The following is a 19,237-nucleotide window of genomic DNA, read 5'->3' on the forward strand; positions in this document are numbered from 1 at the left end:
GCGCTCCACATGGACACCATTACCGACAAATCCGGTCACCAGATGACCGGAATGGCCGTGAGCGTGTGTCTCACCCCTGCCGCGCCGAGCCCCCTGCCGATCCCCTATCCCACGATGGGCACCGTGGCCGAGGGGATCATCGATCCGTGCATGCGCACGAAGATCGAGGGCGCGAAGATCCTCACGGTGGGCGGCTGCATGAAGGCGTGCCACGGCAACGAGCCCGGCACGCTCAAGGAGCTCGTCAGCCTCAACACCGGCGGCCCCTGCTTCCCCTGGCTCGGCGCGCCCAACGTGCTCATCGAGCTCGGCATGGCCGGCATCACCGGCAGCATGGGGCAGATGAACAAGTCAATCACCGTCGGCGCCGGCGCGAGCGCGAGCGGCGCCGGCGGCGGGGGCGGGGGCGGGGGCGGAGAGGAGGCGGCGCCGGCGGGCCGGGCGGGGGCGGGCCGCAGGGCGGGAGCAACGCCGGCGGGGGCGGGGGCGGGAGCAACCAGGGCGCAGGGCCGCCCGGCCCGCCCGCGGCGCCAGGGGCCGACGGTCAAGCCGATGCGGGGCACCCCGTCGACATCGTCACCGGCACGATGTTCACGCCGCCGGAAACGGATTTCCTCCTCCCGGGGCCCCTGCCGGTCGCCTGGATCCGCACGTACCGCACCTCCTCGGTCCTGCGGGAGTGCGGCGTCGGCCGCGGCTGGTCCCACGCCCTGTGCTGGCAGGCCGAGATCCGCGGGGATCGGCTCACCCTGATCGACGAGACCTTCCGCGAGACGACCCTCGCCGTTCCAGCCGGCGACGTCGAGGTGCTGCTCCCCTTCGCGCGGCGCGTGTACTGGGAGGAAGACGCGCTCGTCGTCGACCTCGACGACGGCATCCTCCGCGTCCTCCGGCGCGGGCACGCGCCCGGCACCTTCCGGCTCGCGCAGCTGCGCGATCGGGCCGGCAATCTCGCGGAGATCACCTGGGATGAGCGCGAGGTCGTCCAGCTCGTGGATTCGGTCGGGCGCCGCGCATGGCTCGTCCAGGAGGGCCAGTACAGGAGCTGGTGGGTCGCCGCGGCCGGCGCGGACGGCGTGGAGCACACGACGCGCCTCGTGACGTACGAGCTCGACACGAAGGGAGACCTCGTCCGCGTCATCAACGCCGGCGGCGCGGAGACGCGGTACGCGTACGACGACGAGCACTACCTCGTCCAGGAGCAGCAGCCTGGCGGCCTGCGGTATCATTTCGTGTACGCCGACGTCTCGGGGGAGCGGCGCTGCGTGGAGACCTGGGGCGACCTCGAGGGCGCCGACGTCCTCCAGGAGGTCGGCGCGCCGGAAGCCTCGATGGCGACGCGGCCCAGGGGCCTCTTCCACATGCGCTTCCAGTACGGCCCTGGGCCTCACGAGACCACGGTCATCGACGGCCTCGGCCACAGGTTCCGCTACAAGGGGAACGCGCTCGGCCTCGTGGAGCGATACCAGGATCCGGCGGGCCAGCAGAAGAACCTGTCGTACAACGTCGTCGGCCAGGTCGTCTGCTCCACCACGTCGGACGGGACCGAGCGGCGCACCTACGACGCGAGGGGCCGACTCGCCTCCTTCACGGACGCGATGGGCCGCTCGTTCAGCCTGAAGCGCCGCGAGGACGGCGCCATCGTCGAGGTGCGCGATCCCGCGGGCGCGCTGTATGCCTTCGCCGTCGGCGCTCACGGGCAGATGCTCGAGCGCACCGACCCGCTCGGGGCGAAGACGCGGTACGACCACGACAAGTACGGGCGGGTGATCGCCATCGTCGCGCCCGACGGCTCCGTCGAGTCCTTCGACTACGACGCTCATGGAAACCTCGCCGCGCGGACGCTGCCGGGCGGGGGGACGACGCGGTACACCCACGATCTCTTCGGCCAGCTCGTTCGCGTCGAGATGCCGGAAGGCGCGGTGTACGAGCTCGAGCACGACAGCCGAGGCCTCCCCGTGCGGGTCCGGGCGCCCGGGGGCGTCGTCGTCGAGAAGGCGTACAACGACGCGCGTCGCCCCGTGTCGGCGCGCCATCCGGGCGGCGGCGTCTCGTTCGCGCGCTACGTCGGGCACCTCGTCGTAGAGGAGGTGCAATCGGACGGCGCCCGGTACAGGTTCGGTTACGACGCCCGAGGGCGGCTGTCCTGGGTCAAGAACCCGGCCGGCGAGTCGCTCACCATCGAGCGGGACGGGTGCGGCCGCGTGATCCGGACGAGGACGTTCTCGGGCGTGGAGACGGCCTACGAGCACGACGTGCGCGGCCGTGTCGTGCGCGCCGAGGTGGCCGGAGCGACCGTCCGGAAGATCGCCTACAACGCCAGCGGCGACATGATCCGGCGGGAGGACGGCGATGTCGTGACCACCCTCGATCACGATGACCGCGGCTTCGTCCGCCGCGGCACGCGCGGCGCGACGGAGGTGCTCCTCGAGCGCGACGCCGCGGGGCGCATCGTGAGCGAGGAGCAGCGGGTCGGGGGCTGGCGGTACCGGGTGGATCGGGCGTTCGACGAGAAGGGCTGGGCCACCGCGAAGCGCTACTCGACGGGCTGGCAGGTCCAGATGGCGCGCGGGCCGAGCAGCGCCGTCGAGTCCATCACGCTCGAGTCTGCCGCCGGCGTCGAGCGGATCCTGCGCGAGGTCGACGCCCGCGGGCAGGAGACGACGCGCGTCCGCGAGGGCGGGTATGCCATCCGCACGGAGCGCGACTCCATGGGGCGGCCGATCGTCGTGTCGCTGGAGGACGCCGAGGGGAAGCCCGTCCGCGCGCGCCGCTATGTCTGGAGCAAGCTCGGCCCGCTCGAGCAGATCAGCGACAGCGCCGCGGGCAGGCGCACGTACGAGCTCGACGCCTTCGGACGGCCGCTCGCGGTGAGCGGGCTCGGGGCCCGGGAGCAATTTCGTTACGATCCGAGCGGGACGCCGCTGCGCTCCGGCGAGGATCGCGTGGGGCCGGGCGGGCGCGTGCTCCGCAACGCGGCCGCGGCGTACACGTGGGATGCGCAGGGGCGGCTCGCGTCGCGAGCGCCCGAGGGCGGCTCCCCGGGCTGGACCTACGATTACGACGGGCTCGACGCGCTCGTGCGCGCGACGCGGAGCGACGGGCTCGTCGTCCAGTACCACGTCGACGCGTTCAACCGGCGGCTCGGCGAGGTGAGGAGCGACGGGGCGAGCACCTGGTTCGGCTGGGACGATCAGACCCAGGTCGAGGAGGTGAGCAGCGCGGGCGCCTCGGCGCGGCGGGTGTTCGCCGACGACGAGCTCACCCCGCTGCTCGAGGGCAGCGCCGCGGGCGCGTGGCGGAGCATCGTCACCGACGCGACAGCGACGCCCTGGCTGATGGTCGACCCGACAGGCGCCGCGACGGGCCAGGATCTGGGCGCGCTCGGCGCCGTCACCCGGCGGGAGGGGCCATTCACCGCGCTGCGGTTCGCGGGGCAGCGCCACGATGAGCTCACCGGGCTCACCTACCACCGCGCCAGGTACTACTCCCCGGAGCTCGGGACCTTCACCACGCCCGACCCGCTCTGGATCGACGCCTCGATGTTCGAGCTGGCGTTCGTTCCCAACGTCACGCTCTGGGTGGATCCGCTCGGCCTCGCCATCCTGCTCATGAGCGACGACCCGACCTGCGTGAACGGCGCGAACGCGCGGTCGCGGGCCACGGGGCAGCAGATCGTGCACTATAGCCAGCTCGGGAATCCGAGGGCGCTCGCCGGCGAGAGCGATCTTTACGTCTACGGGCACGGGTCGCCCGGCACGCTCCACTACGCCACGATCCCGGGCGTCACGATCGCCGGCCCCGCCGGCTCGATGCAGCCCTTCACCCGCCGACCCTGACTTCGAGGTCCCATGCCGTCCGTCTGCGCGAGCCTGTCCACGCCGCTCCCGTCGCCCCGGGAAGATCTCGTCTTCTGCGCCGCGTTCGCGCTCGCCTGGGAGCAGCTTCGGGCGCGGTTCGGCCCGATCCGCATGGAGCCTCAGCCGGCCCTGGCCGACGCGCTCAACGCGATGCGGCTCGGCGCCGACGTGGTGGACCCGGCGTGGAGCGTGTCGGGGGCCGGGTTCGGCGGCGAGGGCATCGTGGAGTCGCTGCGCGCCGAGCTCTCCTCGAAGTTCCCCGACGCGAGGCCGGAGTACCTGCCGCAGGCCGTGCCGGCCGATGCCCTGCTGGCGTACGGCTACCTGAGCAAGGTCCTGAAGTTCGGGACGACGTTCGCCGTGCGGGAAGGAACATTCAAGACCTCGCGGGTCCGCGCCTTCGGCCTGGACAACAGTCCGTTTGGCGCGGACCCGGCGCGCAGGACGCAGGTCGTCGTGCACGACAGGGCCACGCCGGAGGACTTCGTGCTCGAGCTCGTCGCCGACGATCCGGACAGCCGCGTCCTCGTCGCGCAGGTCGCGCCGGCGGAGACGCTGGCGGCGACGGTGTCCAGCGCGGCCGCCCGGCTCGATCGGCTCCAGGGAGCGGCGCGGCGGCTCGCGCCGGACGAGGCGCTCGCGATCCCGCGGCTGAGGCTCGATCTGGAGGCGATCTTCGGTGACCTCATCGGCCGGCCCCTGCTCGGCGAGGCGCTGCGAGGGAAGCGCTTCGACGAGGCGAAGCAGCGGGTGCAGTTCCACCTGAACGAGGGCGGCGCCGGCGCGACGGCGGAGGCGGTCGTGGGCTCGTACGGGCCGCCGCCTCCGAGGTCGTTCCTGGTGACACGGCCGTTCCTGGTGCTGCTCCAGCGGCGCGGGGCGAGCGTGCCCTACCTGGCGGCGTGGGTGGAGAGCACGGCCTGGATGGAGGTGCTCGGCCAGGCGGCGCCGCCTGCCGCGCCGCCGCCCGGGTGGGGGGCGCCGCCTGGGTGGGGGCCGCCGCCCTCCGGCAGCGCGACCTAGCGCTGGCCGGCCGCGACGTCATCGAGATCGGGTGCGGCACCGGGCGCAACACGCCGTGGCTCGCCGAGCGCGCCGCGAGCGTGCTCGAGCCGTCGCGCGTGTCGGGCCGGTGCGCGGCGAGGACCGAGCTGCTCCACAGCTCGATCGCGCCCAGATAGGGCGCCGCTCCCGTCCAACGGCTGTACCAGGATGGTACGCGGCATGACCGTCGAGCCCACCACGTTCACCACCATCGAGGACAATGCCCCCGCGGGATGCCGCCCCGAGACGACTTTGCAGCCGTACCTGTTCGTCGTGCTGCACTGCGATCAGCCGCTCGCCGGTGGCGCTCGGCATGGCCTCTCCGACGTCGACCTGGTCACGATCGGCCGCGGGGCAGCGCACGCGGCTGCCCGCACGCGCGATGTTCGGCCATGTCAAGGGCTCCTTCACGGGCGCCGCCCGCGACGAGCCCGGCACCATCCGCCTGCAAATTGGCGCCGATCGAGCCGAACCGGCTAAAGCTCGCCTGCACGCTCTAGCGGGGGACCGGCCGTGTCGCCGGCACGCTGGTTGGCGTCGCGCAGGTCGGGTGGCAGGAGCGAAGCCGTGTCAGCGGCGGAACACGGGGGAGAAGCGCCCTGCGGACGTGACGATGACGTGATCGTGGCCACCGTCGGCCTTGGGAGCGGGAGCGCTGCGGGGAGCTCCGGAGCGAGTGGAGCTCCGGGCCCCCCGCCCTCGTACAGCCGCTCATTCAGGCGCTTGTCTTCTGGCCTCCGCTTGCTCCGAATAGGACAGGGACGGGTTATGGGCTGCCTGCTCGGAGGGCGGCCGGAACTGAAGGCTGTCGATGTACTCGGGGTTTCTATTCCCGACGATGGCGTCGTATATGAATTTGTTGGCCCCGATCTTCCGCTCCACGCACCCAAGCCCGCGTGGTGCTCGTCATGAGCGTCTGTTGGACACCTAAGACGTGGCATCGCAGGTCACAAGCCGGGCGACGATCGAGCGACTTGCCGACGACAACGTGGAGCGCGCGCCCTCCCTGTCCCCTGGCGGAAGATGCCGAACTGACGGCACCCTGACGGATTCCCTCACTTGTGCGGCGTTCTCTTGACGGTTCGGCGCGGCCAATTCGTCCCTGGGCGACGCGGTGCTGGATCGGTCCGGCCCGGAGAGGCGGCCCGCTCAGACGCACACTGGACAAGGACCCTTCGGGGCCCGCCGGGCCCGGCCAGCGGGCCGGCCAGGGCTCAGCGGCCGATGCAGGAAGCGGCGTAAACTACTGGAACCAGACGATTTTCAGCATGCTCGGCGGTCTGGGAGCCGAGCGGCGCGGCGGCCCGGGCGAGCCGCCGCGCTCCGCTCTCCGTCACGGGTCGATCCGGGTCAGTCGACCTCCTGGTGGCACGTGGCGCTGCACCCGTCGCCGCTCGCGGTGTTGTCGTCGTCGCACTGCTCGTACGGCAGCTGCCGCACGCCGTCGCCGCAGTGCGGGCCGAACACGCAACCAGGAGCGCACTCGCCGTAACCGCCGTCGTTCTCCACGTCGTCGCACTGCTCCTGCGGCGCCTGGGTCACGCCGTCGCCGCAGCGCGGACCGTAGACGCAACCGGGAGCGCACTCGCCGTAACCGCCGTCGTTCACGCCGTCGTCGCACTCCTCGCCGAGCTCCGTCTGGGGGAACCCGTCGCCGCAGACGGCCCCGAGCCGGCAGCCGAGGCAGCCCATGCTGCCGTCGTTCACGCCGTCGTCGCACTCCTCGCCCCACTCCTCCTGGGGGATCCCGTCGCCGCACTTCGCCGCGTCGCCGCACTCCGGCGTGCACCCGCCATAGCGGCCGTCGTTCACGCCGTCGTCGCACGTCTCGTCCGGCCTGTGGACCATCGCATCGCCGCACCGCGGCCCGACGAGGCACTCCGGCGTGCACCCGCCATAGCGGCCGTCGTTCACGCCGTCGTCGCACGTCTCGCCGAACTGGCTGTTGATCTCCTCGTCGCCGCACCGGGGCGCCGCCACGCAACCCGGGGCGCAGGCCCCCGAGCCGTAGCCGCCCAGGTTGGTGCCGTCGTCGCAGATCTCGTAGGGCGTCGTCCGGACCCCGTCGCCGCAGTAGAGCCCGAGCGTGCAGGTCGTCGAGCATTTCCCGTAACCAGGGCCGTTCGCCGCCCCGTCGTCGCACTGCTCGTCCGGCGTGACGATCCCGTCGCCGCACACGGGCTCGCAGCGCGAGGGGGCCGCGTTGAAGCCGCCGAGCGTCAGCTTGTAGCTGGACCCGGTGGTGTGCCGCTCCGCCTGGAACACGGCCACCTCGTAGACCCTCCCCTCCGTCAGGCCGAGGTCATCCATGAGCACCGTCCCGCGATCGTCCTCCACGCCGTCGATCTCGCCGGTCCCCATGGGGGCGTGGATGCCGCCGAGGTCGACGCGGAGCCGGTTGTTGACGAACACCCAGACGTCGTCGTCCCCGTAGAAATCGAGCCGCTCCCCGCCGTGGTACTCGAACCAGTAGCGGACCTCGCTCGTGAAGTAGAAGTTGTGGCTGCCCGCAGGAGCCCAGCCGTCGAACGGATCGTTCGCCGGGCGGCTCGCCTCGCGCTGCGCCACCGGCACGGACGTGTGCTGCCAGCCCCTGCCGTCGAGCGGGAAGAACGTGTGATCCTCGTAGACGAACAAGTCCGACGTCCCGACGCGCCCGAGGACGAGCCAGTCCACGACCGGCTTCGAGAGGGTCGAGTCGCTGTACCAGCGGTTGAAATCCGTGGCGTTCGTGAGGAAGCCGTTCGGCCGCGCCGCGGCGAACTGGGGCTTGTTGTTGGCGCCGAGGACGTTCTGCACGATGCCCGTCACGATCGCGTTCGGCCGATTGTCGTTGTCAGGCTCGAAGTTCGGCGCGTCCTCCTTGAAGTCGCGGTACACGATCGGCACGCGGAGCTCGTCGCCCAGGACCACGTCGTTCGTGCAGCTGTACCCCGGCTCGATGGTGCACGTGGACGAGCAGCCGTCGCCGTCCGTCGTGTTGCCGTCGTCGCACGCCTCACCGCCCAGGCGCAGCCCGTCGCCGCACGCCGAGGTGCAGCCGCTGTCGCCGCAGTCCGGCTCGACCTGGCAGAACGGCGTGCAGCCGTCGCCCATCGTGGTGTTGCCGTCGTCGCACGGCTCGGAGCCCTCCTTCTCCCCGTCGTTGCAGACGGTGGCGCGGCAGATGTAACCGCCGGGCGCGGGCTCGCACACGAGGCCCGGCTCCCACTTGCACGTGGCGTCGCACCCGTCGCCGTCCTCCGCGCCGCCGTCGTCGCACTCCTCCCGGGCGACGACCCTCCCGTCGCCGCAGACCGCCGTGCAGCGGCTCCCGGCGCGCGCGCATTCGAACCCAGGCTCGATCTGGCACGTGGCCGAGCACCCGTCGCCCGCGACCCTGTTGCGGTCGTCGCACCCCTCGCCCACGCCGATCTGACCGTCGCCGCAGACGACCGTGAAGACGCAGTTCACGCCGTCGGGGCACACCCAGCCGGCCTCGACCTGGCAGCTCGGCGAGCAGCCGTCCTCCGGCTCCAGGTTGCCGTCGTCGCACCCCTCGCTCGGCCGCAGCAGGCCGTCGCCGCACCGCTCGACCGGCTTGCAAGGCCGCCCCGGGATCGGGCAGGTGATGTTGCCAGGGTCCTCCAGGGCGCAGACCTCGGAGCACCCGTCTCCGCCCACCGCGTTGCCGTCGTCGCAGGTCTCGCCGCCCGAGACCCGCGCGTCGCCGCACGAGTGCAGCCGGTAGCACGGCTGCCCGGGCCCCGGGCACACCCAGTCGCCCGGCTCCCGCTGGCAGCGATCGTCACAGCCGTCGCCCGAGACGGTGTTCCCGTCCTCGCAGCTCTCGCCGGGCTCGATCGCGCCGTTGCCGCACGCGATCGTCGTGCGGCAGGGCTCCCCCGGCTCGCACGCGCAGTACGGCTCTATCTTGCAGGCGCCCGAGCAACAGTCCCCGGGCAGGCTGTTGCCGTCGTCGCACGCCTCGGTCTCCTGGTTGATCTCGCCGTCGCCGCACGCCGGCACCACCGCGTCGCACTCCGGCGGAGGATCCGGCGACTTGCACGGATCGCCGCCGCTGCCGGTGGCCCCCACGGATCCGATGGTGATGAACCCGCCGCCGAGGGCCCCGGAGCTGTCGTCGGTTCCGCCGGTGCCCGTGGCGCCGCCGCCCGCCCCGCCCGCGCCGCTCCCGGCGCCGCCGCTGCCGCCGCCGCCGCCGTCATCCCCGCAGGCGGCGAGCGGACCGGCAAACAGGACGAGGAGCACGGAAGTAAGTCTTTTTCCCAAGCCCATTGATACCACCATCCCAACTCGATGAAGTTCGTCGTGTTGCCCAGGCCGCGCCGCGAGGCGCCCCGGTCGACGAGGTGCGCCGCTGGAGGCGGCGTGGGCTCGCGCGCGCATGCGCGCGGTTCGTCGCCCTCGTCAACGGCCCATCGCAACGCAACACCCCCCGTGGAGCAAGCAGATTTGACGCCGTGGCGGCGTTGCGACGACGCCGTGGCGGCGTTGCGACGCGCCGCCCGCCGGGACGCGGGGGAATCCGCGGGCGGCGCGCCGGCCGACAGGGGGCCAGCCCGGGCTTGACATCCCGGCGCGCCTGGCGGCCGGCGCGCGCCGCGGCCCCCTCGCGGCCCGCGCGCGCCGTGACCCCCCTCACGGCCCACGCGCGCAGCGGCCTGTCTCGCGCCGCCGCGCGGCGCGGTCGCCATCTCGCCCCCCGGACGCGGCGAACGGCTGTAACCTGGCCGCGGACAGGCCGAGGCCCGCGCGGATTCGACGCGGGGGCGGGCATCGAGCCTGACCACACGGAGCATGCATGGTGGCGACAGGGGCCTTGGACGGCGCGGCCCGGACGGCGGGGGCGCCCCCCCCGCAGGCGGCGGAGACGCTGGATGGGGGCAATTACGAGGTCATCCGCCGGCGGCTCGTCGAGCGCGCCGAGGAGCTCGGCCGCCGCGCCGAGGCGCTCAACGCGCGGCGAAAGCAGGTGTTCGGCGGCACCGACCTCGCGCTCCTCGAGAACGCGCGCGTCAGGACCGAAAACAACTGCCTGCCGCGCGACATCGTGAGCATCCGGGGCAAGCTGCTCGTCGGCTACCTCGTGTTCATGGGGCTGAAGGAGGTGAACGTCGACGACGTCTTCAGCCTCCACCGCTTCGCGAGCGAGGGCGGCGCCTTCGACCTGTCGCACGCGCCGCTCGAGGAGAGCGACGCGTTCCTCGGCGACGCCACCTTCGTCAAGGAGTTCAAGGACCTCCACCGCTACGTCAAGGAGCCCCGGCTGCTCCAGCTCCGGCGCAGCGACACGCGGATGCTCGCCGTCTTCCAGGTCGGCGCGACCGAGCGCGACGTCAAGGTGTTCCGCTGGAGCATCGACGCGACAGGGCGCGTCCGCTACCTCGACGCGCGCGGCGACGAGGACAACGTCCGCCCGCGGGCGCACGACTTCGCCTGGACGCAGACCACGCGCGACGACCACGTGCAGGGCAAGCACCCGCACGTCACCATCCTCGGCGAGATCTTCGTCGAGACGGTCGGCGGCGATCTCACCATCAAGGTCGAGAACAACACGGCCACGGGGCTCGGCATCTACCGCGAGCCGGTCGACGACGCGGGCCAGGCGCTCGACGACGCCGACATCCAGTACGCCCGGCTCGGGCCGCTCATCCTGCTCAAGATCAAGCCGTTCCGGGAGCCGTCGTACCGCTACCTCGTCTACAACGGCCGCACCCGGAAGGTCGTGCGCATCGACGCGATCGGCCTCGCCTGCCTGAGCCTCCCGGAGGACCAGGGCATCGTCTTCCCGAACGGCTACTACCTCATCACCGGGGAGATGAAGCGCTTCGAGGGCAGCACCGACAGCCTCGTCTTTGAGCGGGTCATCCGCTCGCCGAACGGGGAAGACGTGCTCTACGTGTTCCACCAGGTCGTGGACGGGCGCTACGTGCTCTTCCCGTACAACCTGATCCGCAAGGAGATCGCGACCCCGATCCAGTGCCACGGGTACAGCCTCTTCGACGACGGCAAGATGGTGATCTTCCGGGCGCTGGGCGAGGAGCCGACCCGCGTCCACCCGATGCAGATCTGGCAGACGCCGTTCATGACCGCGGAGTTCGCGGCGTCGGCGCCGACCGACGGCTCGTACCTCGCGAAGGTCGGCAACGCCGACCTCGTGCGGGGGATCTCGGACGCGCTCAGCATGCGGCGCGCGGCGATGGACGGGTCGCCGACCCGCCAGACGTTCGAGGACCTCATCCGGACCGCCGAGCGGATGACCGACGCCTACTACTGGCTCGGCCACGCCGAGGCGGGCGACCTCCTGTCGACCGTGAACGAGCTCCGGACCGTCTCGGAGAGCATCGTCGACGAGTTCGAGAAGGTCGAGGCCATCAAGGCGCGCGCGGCGAGCGCGCTCGCCGAGACCGAGGCGGCGCAGCGACAGCTGCTCGGCGGGGTGCGGCCCGAGGACGCGGCGAGCGTCGACGCGTTCCTGAAGGCCCTGACCGCGCTGCGGCGGCAGCGGGGGCACCTCATCACGCTCCGCGAGCTCAAGTACATGGACCTCGGCCGCGTCGACGCGCTCGAGGCCGAGATCCTGGCGCGCACCGACGAGGTGAGCGGCGCGTGCGTGACGTTCCTCCTCGGCGACCAGGCGTTCCGGCCGCTGGCCGACCGGCTCGCGGGCCTCATCGCGAAGATCGAGGCGGTCGCGAGGTCGTCCGAGCTCGCCCCGTTCGCCGCGGACCTCGACGGCGTGAACGAGGGGCTCTCGGTGCTCGCCGAGATCGTGGCGGGCCTGAAGGTCGACGACCCCACGGCGCGGACCCGGATCCTGGAGGGGATCAGCGAGGTCTACGCGCAGCTCAACCGCGCGCGCGCGACGCTGAGCGCCCGCGGCAAGGACCTCCGGGGCGCCGAGGGGCGCGCCGAGTTCGGCGCGCAGTTCAAGGTGTTCGGCCAGAGCGTCTCGAGCGCGCTGGCCGTCTGCGACTCGCCCGAGCGCTGCGACGCCGAGCTCTCGAAGCTCCTCGTCCAGCTCGAGGACCTCGAGGGGAAGTTCGGCGAGTTCGACGAGTTCCTCGGCGAGCTCGCCGCGAAGCGCGAGGAGGTGAACGACGCGATCGCCGCGCGGCGGCAGACGCTGCTCGACGAGCGGCAGCGGCGCGTCTCGAACCTCGTCGCCGCGGCGGACCGGATCGTCCAGGGGGTGACGCGCCGGGCGCGCTCGTTCGCGACCGTGGACGAGCTCAACACGTACTTCGCGTCCGACGCCATGGTCGCGAAGATCCGCGATCTCGCGGCGAGCCTGCACGCGCTCGGCGACAGCGTGAAGGGGGACGAGGTCGAGGCGCGGCTCAAGTCGGCGCGGCAGGACGCGCTCCGGGCGCTGCGCGACCGGGAGGACCTGTTCGAGGGCGGCGGCGGCGACGTCATCAAGCTCGGCCGCCACCGCTTCAACGTGAGCACCCAGGCCCTGGAGCTCACGCTGGTCCCGCACGGCGAGGGGCTCGCGCTGCACCTCACCGGGACGGACTTCTTCGAGCCGATCGAGGACCCGGCGCTCGAGAGCGCGCGCGACCTCTGGGGCCAGGAGCTCGTGAGCGAGACCCCGGAGGTCTACCGGGGCGAGCTCCTCGCGGGCTCGATGCTCGCGGACGCGGAGGCGGGGCGCGGCGGGCTCTCGATCGATCGGCTGCGCGAGGCGTCGCTCGGCCCCGGCGGGCTGCTCGCCGCGGTGCGCGCGTACGCGGCGGACCGGCACGACGAGGGCTACGAGCGCGGCGTCCACGACGCGGACGCGGCGCACCTCCTGGAGAAGCTGCTCGCGCTGCGGGCCACGGCGGGGCTGCTCCGCTTCGGCAGCGCGCCGCGGGCGCTCGCCTGCCTGACCTGGGCGGGGCTCGACCCGCGCGCCCGGGATCTCGCGCACCGGCGGGCGCGGAGCCTCGGCCGGCTCGCGGCGCAGCTCGGCGCGGGCGAGGCGCGGGCGGCGCTCGCGGCCGAGCTCGCGGCGGGCGTGGCCGCGGCGGCGGCGGCGCACCGGCTCGCGGCGGACGTGAGCAGCGCGGCGGACGTGCGCGTCGCGGCGCGGTACCTCGTCGAGGAGCTCGCGGCGGAGCACCCGAGGTTCGTGACCAGCGACGCGGCGCTCGATCTGCGCGCCGCGCTGCTCGCGCGCCTCGACCTCGAGGGCGGCCGCGGGGCGCTCGAGGAGGACCTCCGGCAGCTCGAGAAGCACCCGGCCGAGCGGCTGGAGCTCGCGCTGGCGTGGCTGCGGGGGCTCGCCGCGCGAGACGCGGTCAACGATGGGGGCTCGCCCGGCAAGCCGGGCTCTGCCCCCAAACCCCCGTCGGCCCCGCTCGGCCACCTCGCGCTCGAGGCGGCGGTCGTCATGGTGACGGAGCGGCACATCGAGCGCGAGCCGAGCGGGGCCGTGACCGAGGCGCGCGTCGAGGGGCTGCTCGGCCAGCACCCGCGCATCAAGGAGCGCGCGCTCGCGCTGCGGCTCGACGAATTCCTGAGCAGGATCGAGGACTTCCTGCACGAGAGGGCGCCGCGCTACCGCGCCTACAGGAAGGTGCGGAGCGAGATCGCGGAGCGGGAGCGGAGGCGGCTGCGCCTCCAGGAGTTCGCGCCGCGGGTGCTCACGTCGTTCGTGCGCAACCGGCTCATCGACGAGGTGTACCTGCCGCTCGTCGGCGCGAACCTGGCGAAGCAGCTCGGGGCCGCGGGCGACGCGAAGCGCACCGACCTGATGGGCATGCTGCTGCTCATCTCGCCGCCGGGCTACGGCAAGACGACGCTGATGGAGTACGTCGCGAGCAAGCTCGGCCTCGTGTTCATGAAGGTGAACGGGCCGTCGCTCGGCCACGAGGTGACGTCGCTCGACCCGACCGAGGCCCCGAACGCGACCGCGCGCCAGGAGGTCGAGAAGATCAACCTGGCGTTCGAGATGGGCAACAACGTGATGCTCTACCTCGACGACATCCAGCACACGAACACGGAGCTGCTCCAGAAGTTCATCTCGCTCTGCGACGGGCAGCGCCGGATCGAGGGCGTGTGGCGGGGCCGGACGAGGACGTACGACCTGCGCGGCAAGAAGTTCTGCGTGGTGATGGCGGGCAACCCGTACACGGAGTCGGGCGCGCGGTTCCAGATCCCGGACATGCTGTCGAACCGGGCCGACACCTACAACCTGGGCGACATCCTCGACGGCAAGGAGCAGCTGTTCGCGCTGAGCTACCTGGAGAACGCGCTCACGTCGAACCCGACGCTCGCGCCGCTCTCGGGGCGGCCGCCGGGGGACACGCACAAGCTGATCCGGATGGCGCAGGGCGAGCCCGTCGCCACGACGGAGCTCGAGCACGCCTACTCCGCGGCGGAGGTCTCGGAGATCGTCGCCGTGTTCGAGCGGCTCTTCCAGGTGCAGAAGGTGCTCCTGTCGGTGAACCTCGAGTACATCCGGAGCGCGTCGCAGGACGACGCCTTCCGGACGGAGCCGCCGTTCAAGCTGCAGGGCAGCTACCGCAACATGAACAAGCTGGCCGAGAAGGTCGTCGCGGCGCACACGCCCGAGGAGATCGACCGGCTCATCGACGATCACTACGTGAGCGAGTCGCAGACGCTGACGACGGGCGCCGAGCAGAACCTGCTCAAGCTCGGCGAGCTGCGCGGCCGGATGACGCCCGAGCAGAAGGCGCGGTGGGAGGAGATCAGGAAGGGGTACCAGCGCATCAAGCGGATGGGCGGCAAGGAGGACGATCCGGTCGTGCGCGTGACCGGCACGCTCTCGATGCTGGGCGAGCAGCTCGAGGGCATCCGCGGGGCGATCGGCAAGGCGGCCGTGGCGGCGCAGGCGGGCGACGCGCGGGCGCGGGAGATGAAGCAGTGGCTCGCGCCGGAGATCGAGCGGCTCTCCGCGGCGCTCAAGGGGGTCGCGCAGCCGAAGGTCGAGGTGAAGGTCGAGACGGATCGCTCGGTGTCCGAGTTCGTGGGCCACCACCTGTCGCTCGTGGAGCGGATCGTCTCGCCGCTCTCGAAGGCGACGACGCAGAGCGCGTTCGGCATCCGGGCGATCGAGGCGCAGATCGCGGAGCTCGGCCAGGCGCTCCGGTCGCTCGACGAGCGGGTCCGCGCGGCGCGCCCGCAGACCCAGCCGCCGCCGCCGGAGCGGCCTGGTGAAGCAGACCCCACGCGCGGGCGCGGAGGTGCGTGAGCGGATCACAGCACCCGCGCTCCGCAGGCGCGCGGCCGCGGGGCGCTCACCAGGCGGGCGACCGCACGGAGCAGAAGTCTACAAGAGGGGTAGAGAGGGGTCCGTCGTGCGTGTTATCACCATGCCGCGACGCGTATGGTCAGCGGATGGCCTGGACTCGAAGCCCCGCGCTCCGGCGCTGGGCACGTAGGAGCTTCGGCGCATGAAGATGATGACCCTCGGACCCTTTGATGGGAACGCGTGGCTGCTCGGCCGGAAGGTCGAGCGAACGGTCGCGGAGTGGAAGGAGCCCGCGCGGCTCGCGATCCTGGCCTTGCCGAGCGGGGGGAAGCACGAGGAGTACCTCGCCGCGGTCGAGGACGCGACGGGCATCCCGGTGATCGGGGCCACCACGGGCGGGGCGTCGTTCACCGAGCGGGGCTTCACCAGGAGCGGTGTTTCGTGCGCGTTCCTCGGGGGCGCGCACGTCGAGGTGACGTGCGCTGCGGCGCGCGAGCTGCGGGCGGATCACGGCAAGAGCATCCGGGCGGCGCTGAGCGACATGGACGAGGCGGTCTCGAGCAACGGCCCGCGCAGCGGCGCGCCGAGCTCGATCCTGGTGCTGGCGGACGCGTTCGCGTGCGACGGGGACGAGCTCGTGGCGGCGCTCCGGCAGGGGGTGCCGCCGCACACGCGGGTCTTCGGTGGGACGGCGGGCGACGGGTGGACGTTCGAGGGGGCGCGGGTGTTCCTGGGCCGCAAGGCGCTGACGGACGCGGCGGTGCTCGTGCGGCTGACGCACCGGCACCGGGTGAACATCGACGTCGTGCACGGGTTCCGGGCGGCCGAGGGGGGGCGGGATTTCACGATCACGGACATCGAGCGGAACGTGCTCAGGACGCTGGACGGGCAGCCGGCGGCGCGGGTGATCGAGGAGGAGCTGTCGCGGCTCGGGCTGCGCTCGAGCGGCGAGGGGCTGCTCCAGACGATGGCGAAGCACGCGCTCGGGGCGAAGACGCCGTTCGGGGAGGCGCTGAAGATCCGGGGGCCGATCGCGATCCGGGGGGACGGGGCGGTCGTGCTGACCGGCGGGCTGGCCCGGGGGCAGGTGGTGCGGGTGGTGAACGCGACGGCCGACGGGCTGCTCCAGGCGGCGAAGGGGCTATCGACGAAGGTGCTCGGGTCGCTGCCCGCGGTGTCGGGGGCGTTTGTGTTCGACTGTGCGTCGCGGTTCCGGGTGCTGGGGGAGCGGTACCGGGACGAGGTGCGGGCGTTCCTGTCGCCGAGCGGGGCGGCCCATCCGATGTTCGGGATGGCGTGTTACGGGCAGATCGCGAAGTTCGGGGGGAGCGTCGAGGGGTTCCACAACACGAGCGCGGTCATGGTGGCGTGGGGGGAGTCGGACCAGGGGACGGGGCCGGCCAGCGGCTGAGGGGGGCCTTGCCGAGCGGCTCGTGCCCCATCAACGAGCGACGAGATCCTTCATCCGTCGGCTGGGTGTGAGGGGCATGCCGGCGCGCTCGTTCGCGGCCATCTCACCGGGCGCATACGAGAAACGCGCGACGACGGAGGATCGAAATGCACGACGAACCCGGACGCGGTGTGGCCATGACGAAGCATGCGGTGGTGATCGCGGGAGGAGGCCCGACGGGGCTCATGCTGGCGGCCGAGCTCGCGCTCGCACGGGTCGACGTCGCGATCGTCGAGCGGCGCAAGAACCAGGACCTCGTGGGATCGCGGGCAGGCGGTCTGCATTCCCGCACGATCGAGGTGCTCGATCAGCGCGGAGTCGCGGAGCGCTTCCTCTCGCAAGGGAACGTCATGCAGGTGACGGGCTTCGCGATGAACCGCCTCGACCTCAGCGACTTTCCGACTCGCCACAACTACGGGCTCGCGCTGACACAGAATCACATCGAGCGCATCCTCGCCGGCTGGGTCGAGGAGCTGGCGGTACCGACCTATCGCGGCCGCGAGGTGACGGGCTTCGTGCAAGACGACGCCGGCGTCGATGTCGAGCTGAGCGACGGCGGCCGGTTGCGAGCGCAGTACCTCGTCGGATGCGACGGCGGTCGCAGCGTGATCCGCAAGAAATCCGGCATCGACTTTCCGGGATGGGACCCGTCGATCAGTTACCTGATTGCCGAGGTCGACATGACCGAAGAGCCGGCGTGGGGCATGCGCCCCAACGAGAGGGGCATCAATGCCATCGGCAAGCTGGAGGACGGCAAGCGCGTGCGCGTGGTCTTGAACGAGCCGCACGTCAAAAAGGGCGGCGAGGCGACGCTGGACGACCTCCGGCACGCGCTCGTCGCCGTCTATGGGACCGACTTCGGTGTTCACGGCGTCACCTACGTCTCGAGGTTCACCGACATGGCCCGGCAGGCGGCGTCGTACCGGGAGCGACGCGTGCTCCTGGCCGGCGATTCCGCGCACGTGCATGCGCCGACCGGCGGACAAGGACTCAACATCGGTGTCCAGGACGCGGTGAACCTGGGGTGGAAGCTGGCCCAGGTGCTACGCGGCAGCTCGCCGGAGACGCTGCTCGATACCTACCAGGCCGAGCGGCATCCGATCGGTGCGCGCGTGCTGGAGAACAGCCTGGCGCAAGTCGCGCTCATGCGGGGCGACGAACGGACGAAGGTCTTGCAGACGAGGATGTCCGAGCTCTTGAAGATGGCCGAGCCTCGCAAGCACTACGCCGGCATGATGTCCGGCCTGGACATCCACTACGATCTCGGTCCGGGCCACCCGTTGCTCGGTCGTCGCATGCCCGATCTCGATCTGGTGACCGAGCGCGGCTCGACGCGGGTGTTCACGCTTCTGCACGAAGCGCGACCGGTACTGCTCGACCTCGGCGCGCCCGGCGCATTCGACATCGGGCCGTGGGCGGATCGGGTTCGACGGATCGAAGCTCGAACCACCGGGCCGTGGGAGCTGCCCGTGATCGGCCCGGTCGCCGCGCCCACCGCGATGTTGATCCGACCCGACGGCCATGTCGCCTGGGTCGGAGCCGGCACGGATCAGGGCCTTCGGGATGCCTTGACCTGTTGGTTCGGCGCTGGCATCGCGCAAGCCCGCTAGAGATCGGTCTCGGCGTCGCGACCGATCCGGATCGCGATCTTCAGAATCCGAGCGACCGGATCGCCTTGCGGATCGTGTCCGCGCTGGCACGGAGGCCGGCGTCCTCCTCGGGGCTCATCGGTATGGGCAGCTGCGACTCGAGGCCAGACCGGTTCACGATGCACGGCACGCTCAGGCACACATCGTCGATCCCGCGGTAGCCGCTCAGCAGGCTGCTGACGGGCAGCACGCGGTTCTCGTCGCGGAGCAGGGCCTCCAGGATCTTGGCTGTCGCCAGGCCGATCGCGTAGTTCGTCGCGCCCTTGCCGGAGATCACCTGGGCAGCGGCGTTCTTCACGCCGTGGAAGATCGCCGTCCGGTCGCTCGCGCCGATCTTGCCGTGGCCCGGCACCGACCACGCGTCGAGCGGGATGTTCGCGACGCTCGCGCTGCTCCACAGCGGCACCTCGCTGTCGCCGTGCTCGCCGGCGATGTACGCGTGGACGTTCTGCACGGCCACGTTCAGCTGCCGGGCGATCAGGAAGCGGAACCGGCTGCTGTCGAGCACCGTGCCGCTGCCGATCACGCGGGCAGGCGGGAGGCCCGTCAGCTTGAGCGTGACATACGTGATCACGTCGACCGGGTTGGTCACCAGCAGATAGAGCGCGTCCGGCGCGACGGCCAGGAGCTTCGGCAGGAGCTCGCGGCATATCGCGACGTTCGCGGTGGCGAGGTCCATCCGGCTCTGTCCGGGCTTCTGCTTCGCGCCGGCGGTGATGACGACCACGTGCGCCCCGCGACAGACCTCGACGTCATCGCTGCCCTCGAGCGTCGCCGCCGGGACGAACTGCAGGCCGTGGTTCAGGTCGAGCACCTCGGCATCGACCTTGATCCGGTTCACGTCGAAGAGGGCGACCTCCTTCGCCGCGCCGCGGAGCAGGCAGGCGTAAGCGATCGTCGCGCCGACGCTGCCAGCGCCCACGATCGCGACCTTGCTGGGGGAGACAGACGGGTGGTCGGGCATACCGATCGGCTACCGCGGCGGCAGGGCCGGACCAAGCCAAATCAGGGGCCCGACAGGCCGCGACAG

The 19,237-nt window shown here is 71.9% G+C and carries 8 protein-coding genes and 1 pseudogene; 7 read left to right on the forward strand and 2 right to left on the reverse strand.

Going from position 1 to position 19,237, the window contains the following annotated elements:
- Positions 1 to 51: 51 nt before the first annotated feature.
- From WMF17_RS27425 to WMF17_RS27440, 4 genes and pseudogenes are all read left to right on the forward strand, one after another.
- A pseudogene (locus WMF17_RS27425) lies at positions 52 to 306 on the forward strand (PAAR-like domain-containing protein); the annotation flags it as partial.
- A complete protein-coding gene (locus WMF17_RS27430; protein WP_437644093.1) occupies positions 207 to 3,839 on the forward strand; it encodes a DUF6531 domain-containing protein in 3,633 nt (1,210 codons plus the stop codon). The pseudogene WMF17_RS27425 and the gene WMF17_RS27430, both read left to right, overlap by 100 nt.
- A gap of 12 nt (positions 3,840 to 3,851) precedes the next feature.
- A complete protein-coding gene (locus tag WMF17_RS27435; protein WP_437644095.1) occupies positions 3,852 to 4,883 on the forward strand; it encodes a hypothetical protein in 1,032 nt (343 codons plus the stop codon).
- Positions 4,850 to 5,041 carry a hypothetical protein gene (locus tag WMF17_RS27440; protein ID WP_437644097.1) on the forward strand — a complete coding sequence of 64 codons (192 nt, stop codon included), beginning with the start codon at positions 4,850 to 4,852 and terminating at the stop codon, positions 5,039 to 5,041. Before WMF17_RS27435 ends, WMF17_RS27440 begins: the two co-directional genes overlap by 34 nt.
- Before the next feature lie 1,213 nt (positions 5,042 to 6,254).
- On the opposite strand, the gene WMF17_RS27445 is transcribed toward WMF17_RS27440, so the two are convergent.
- Positions 6,255 to 9,194: a DUF4215 domain-containing protein gene (locus WMF17_RS27445; protein WP_437644099.1), complete on the reverse strand. Its 2,940-nt coding sequence runs from the start codon at positions 9,192 to 9,194 to the stop codon at positions 6,255 to 6,257.
- Positions 9,195 to 9,708: 514 nt separating this feature from the next.
- Here WMF17_RS27445 and WMF17_RS27450 point away from each other — a divergent pair.
- The 3 genes from WMF17_RS27450 (at position 9,709) to WMF17_RS27460 (ending at position 18,168) form a co-directional block, all read left to right on the forward strand.
- Entirely contained in the window at positions 9,709 to 15,108 is a 5,400-nt protein-coding gene (locus tag WMF17_RS27450; RefSeq protein ID WP_437644100.1) for a DNA repair ATPase, read from the forward strand.
- Between the two features lie 202 nt (positions 15,109 to 15,310).
- Positions 15,311 to 16,519, forward strand: a complete 1,209-nt coding sequence (locus WMF17_RS27455; RefSeq protein WP_437644101.1) for an FIST signal transduction protein — start codon at positions 15,311 to 15,313, stop codon at positions 16,517 to 16,519.
- 146 nt (positions 16,520 to 16,665) lie between these two features.
- Positions 16,666 to 18,168: an FAD-dependent monooxygenase gene (locus WMF17_RS27460; RefSeq protein ID WP_437644102.1), complete on the forward strand. Its 1,503-nt coding sequence runs from the start codon at positions 16,666 to 16,668 to the stop codon at positions 18,166 to 18,168.
- Between the two features lie 40 nt (positions 18,169 to 18,208).
- Here WMF17_RS27460 and WMF17_RS27465 read toward each other — a convergent pair whose 3' ends face one another.
- Positions 18,209 to 19,171: an L-lactate dehydrogenase gene (locus WMF17_RS27465; RefSeq protein WP_437644103.1), complete on the reverse strand. Its 963-nt coding sequence runs from the start codon at positions 19,169 to 19,171 to the stop codon at positions 18,209 to 18,211.
- Between the last annotated feature and the right edge of the window lie 66 nt (positions 19,172 to 19,237).

This window comes from Sorangium sp. So ce362 (genome assembly GCF_051519845.1).
In the GTDB taxonomy this organism is placed as follows: Bacteria; Myxococcota_A; Polyangia; order Polyangiales; family Polyangiaceae; genus Sorangium.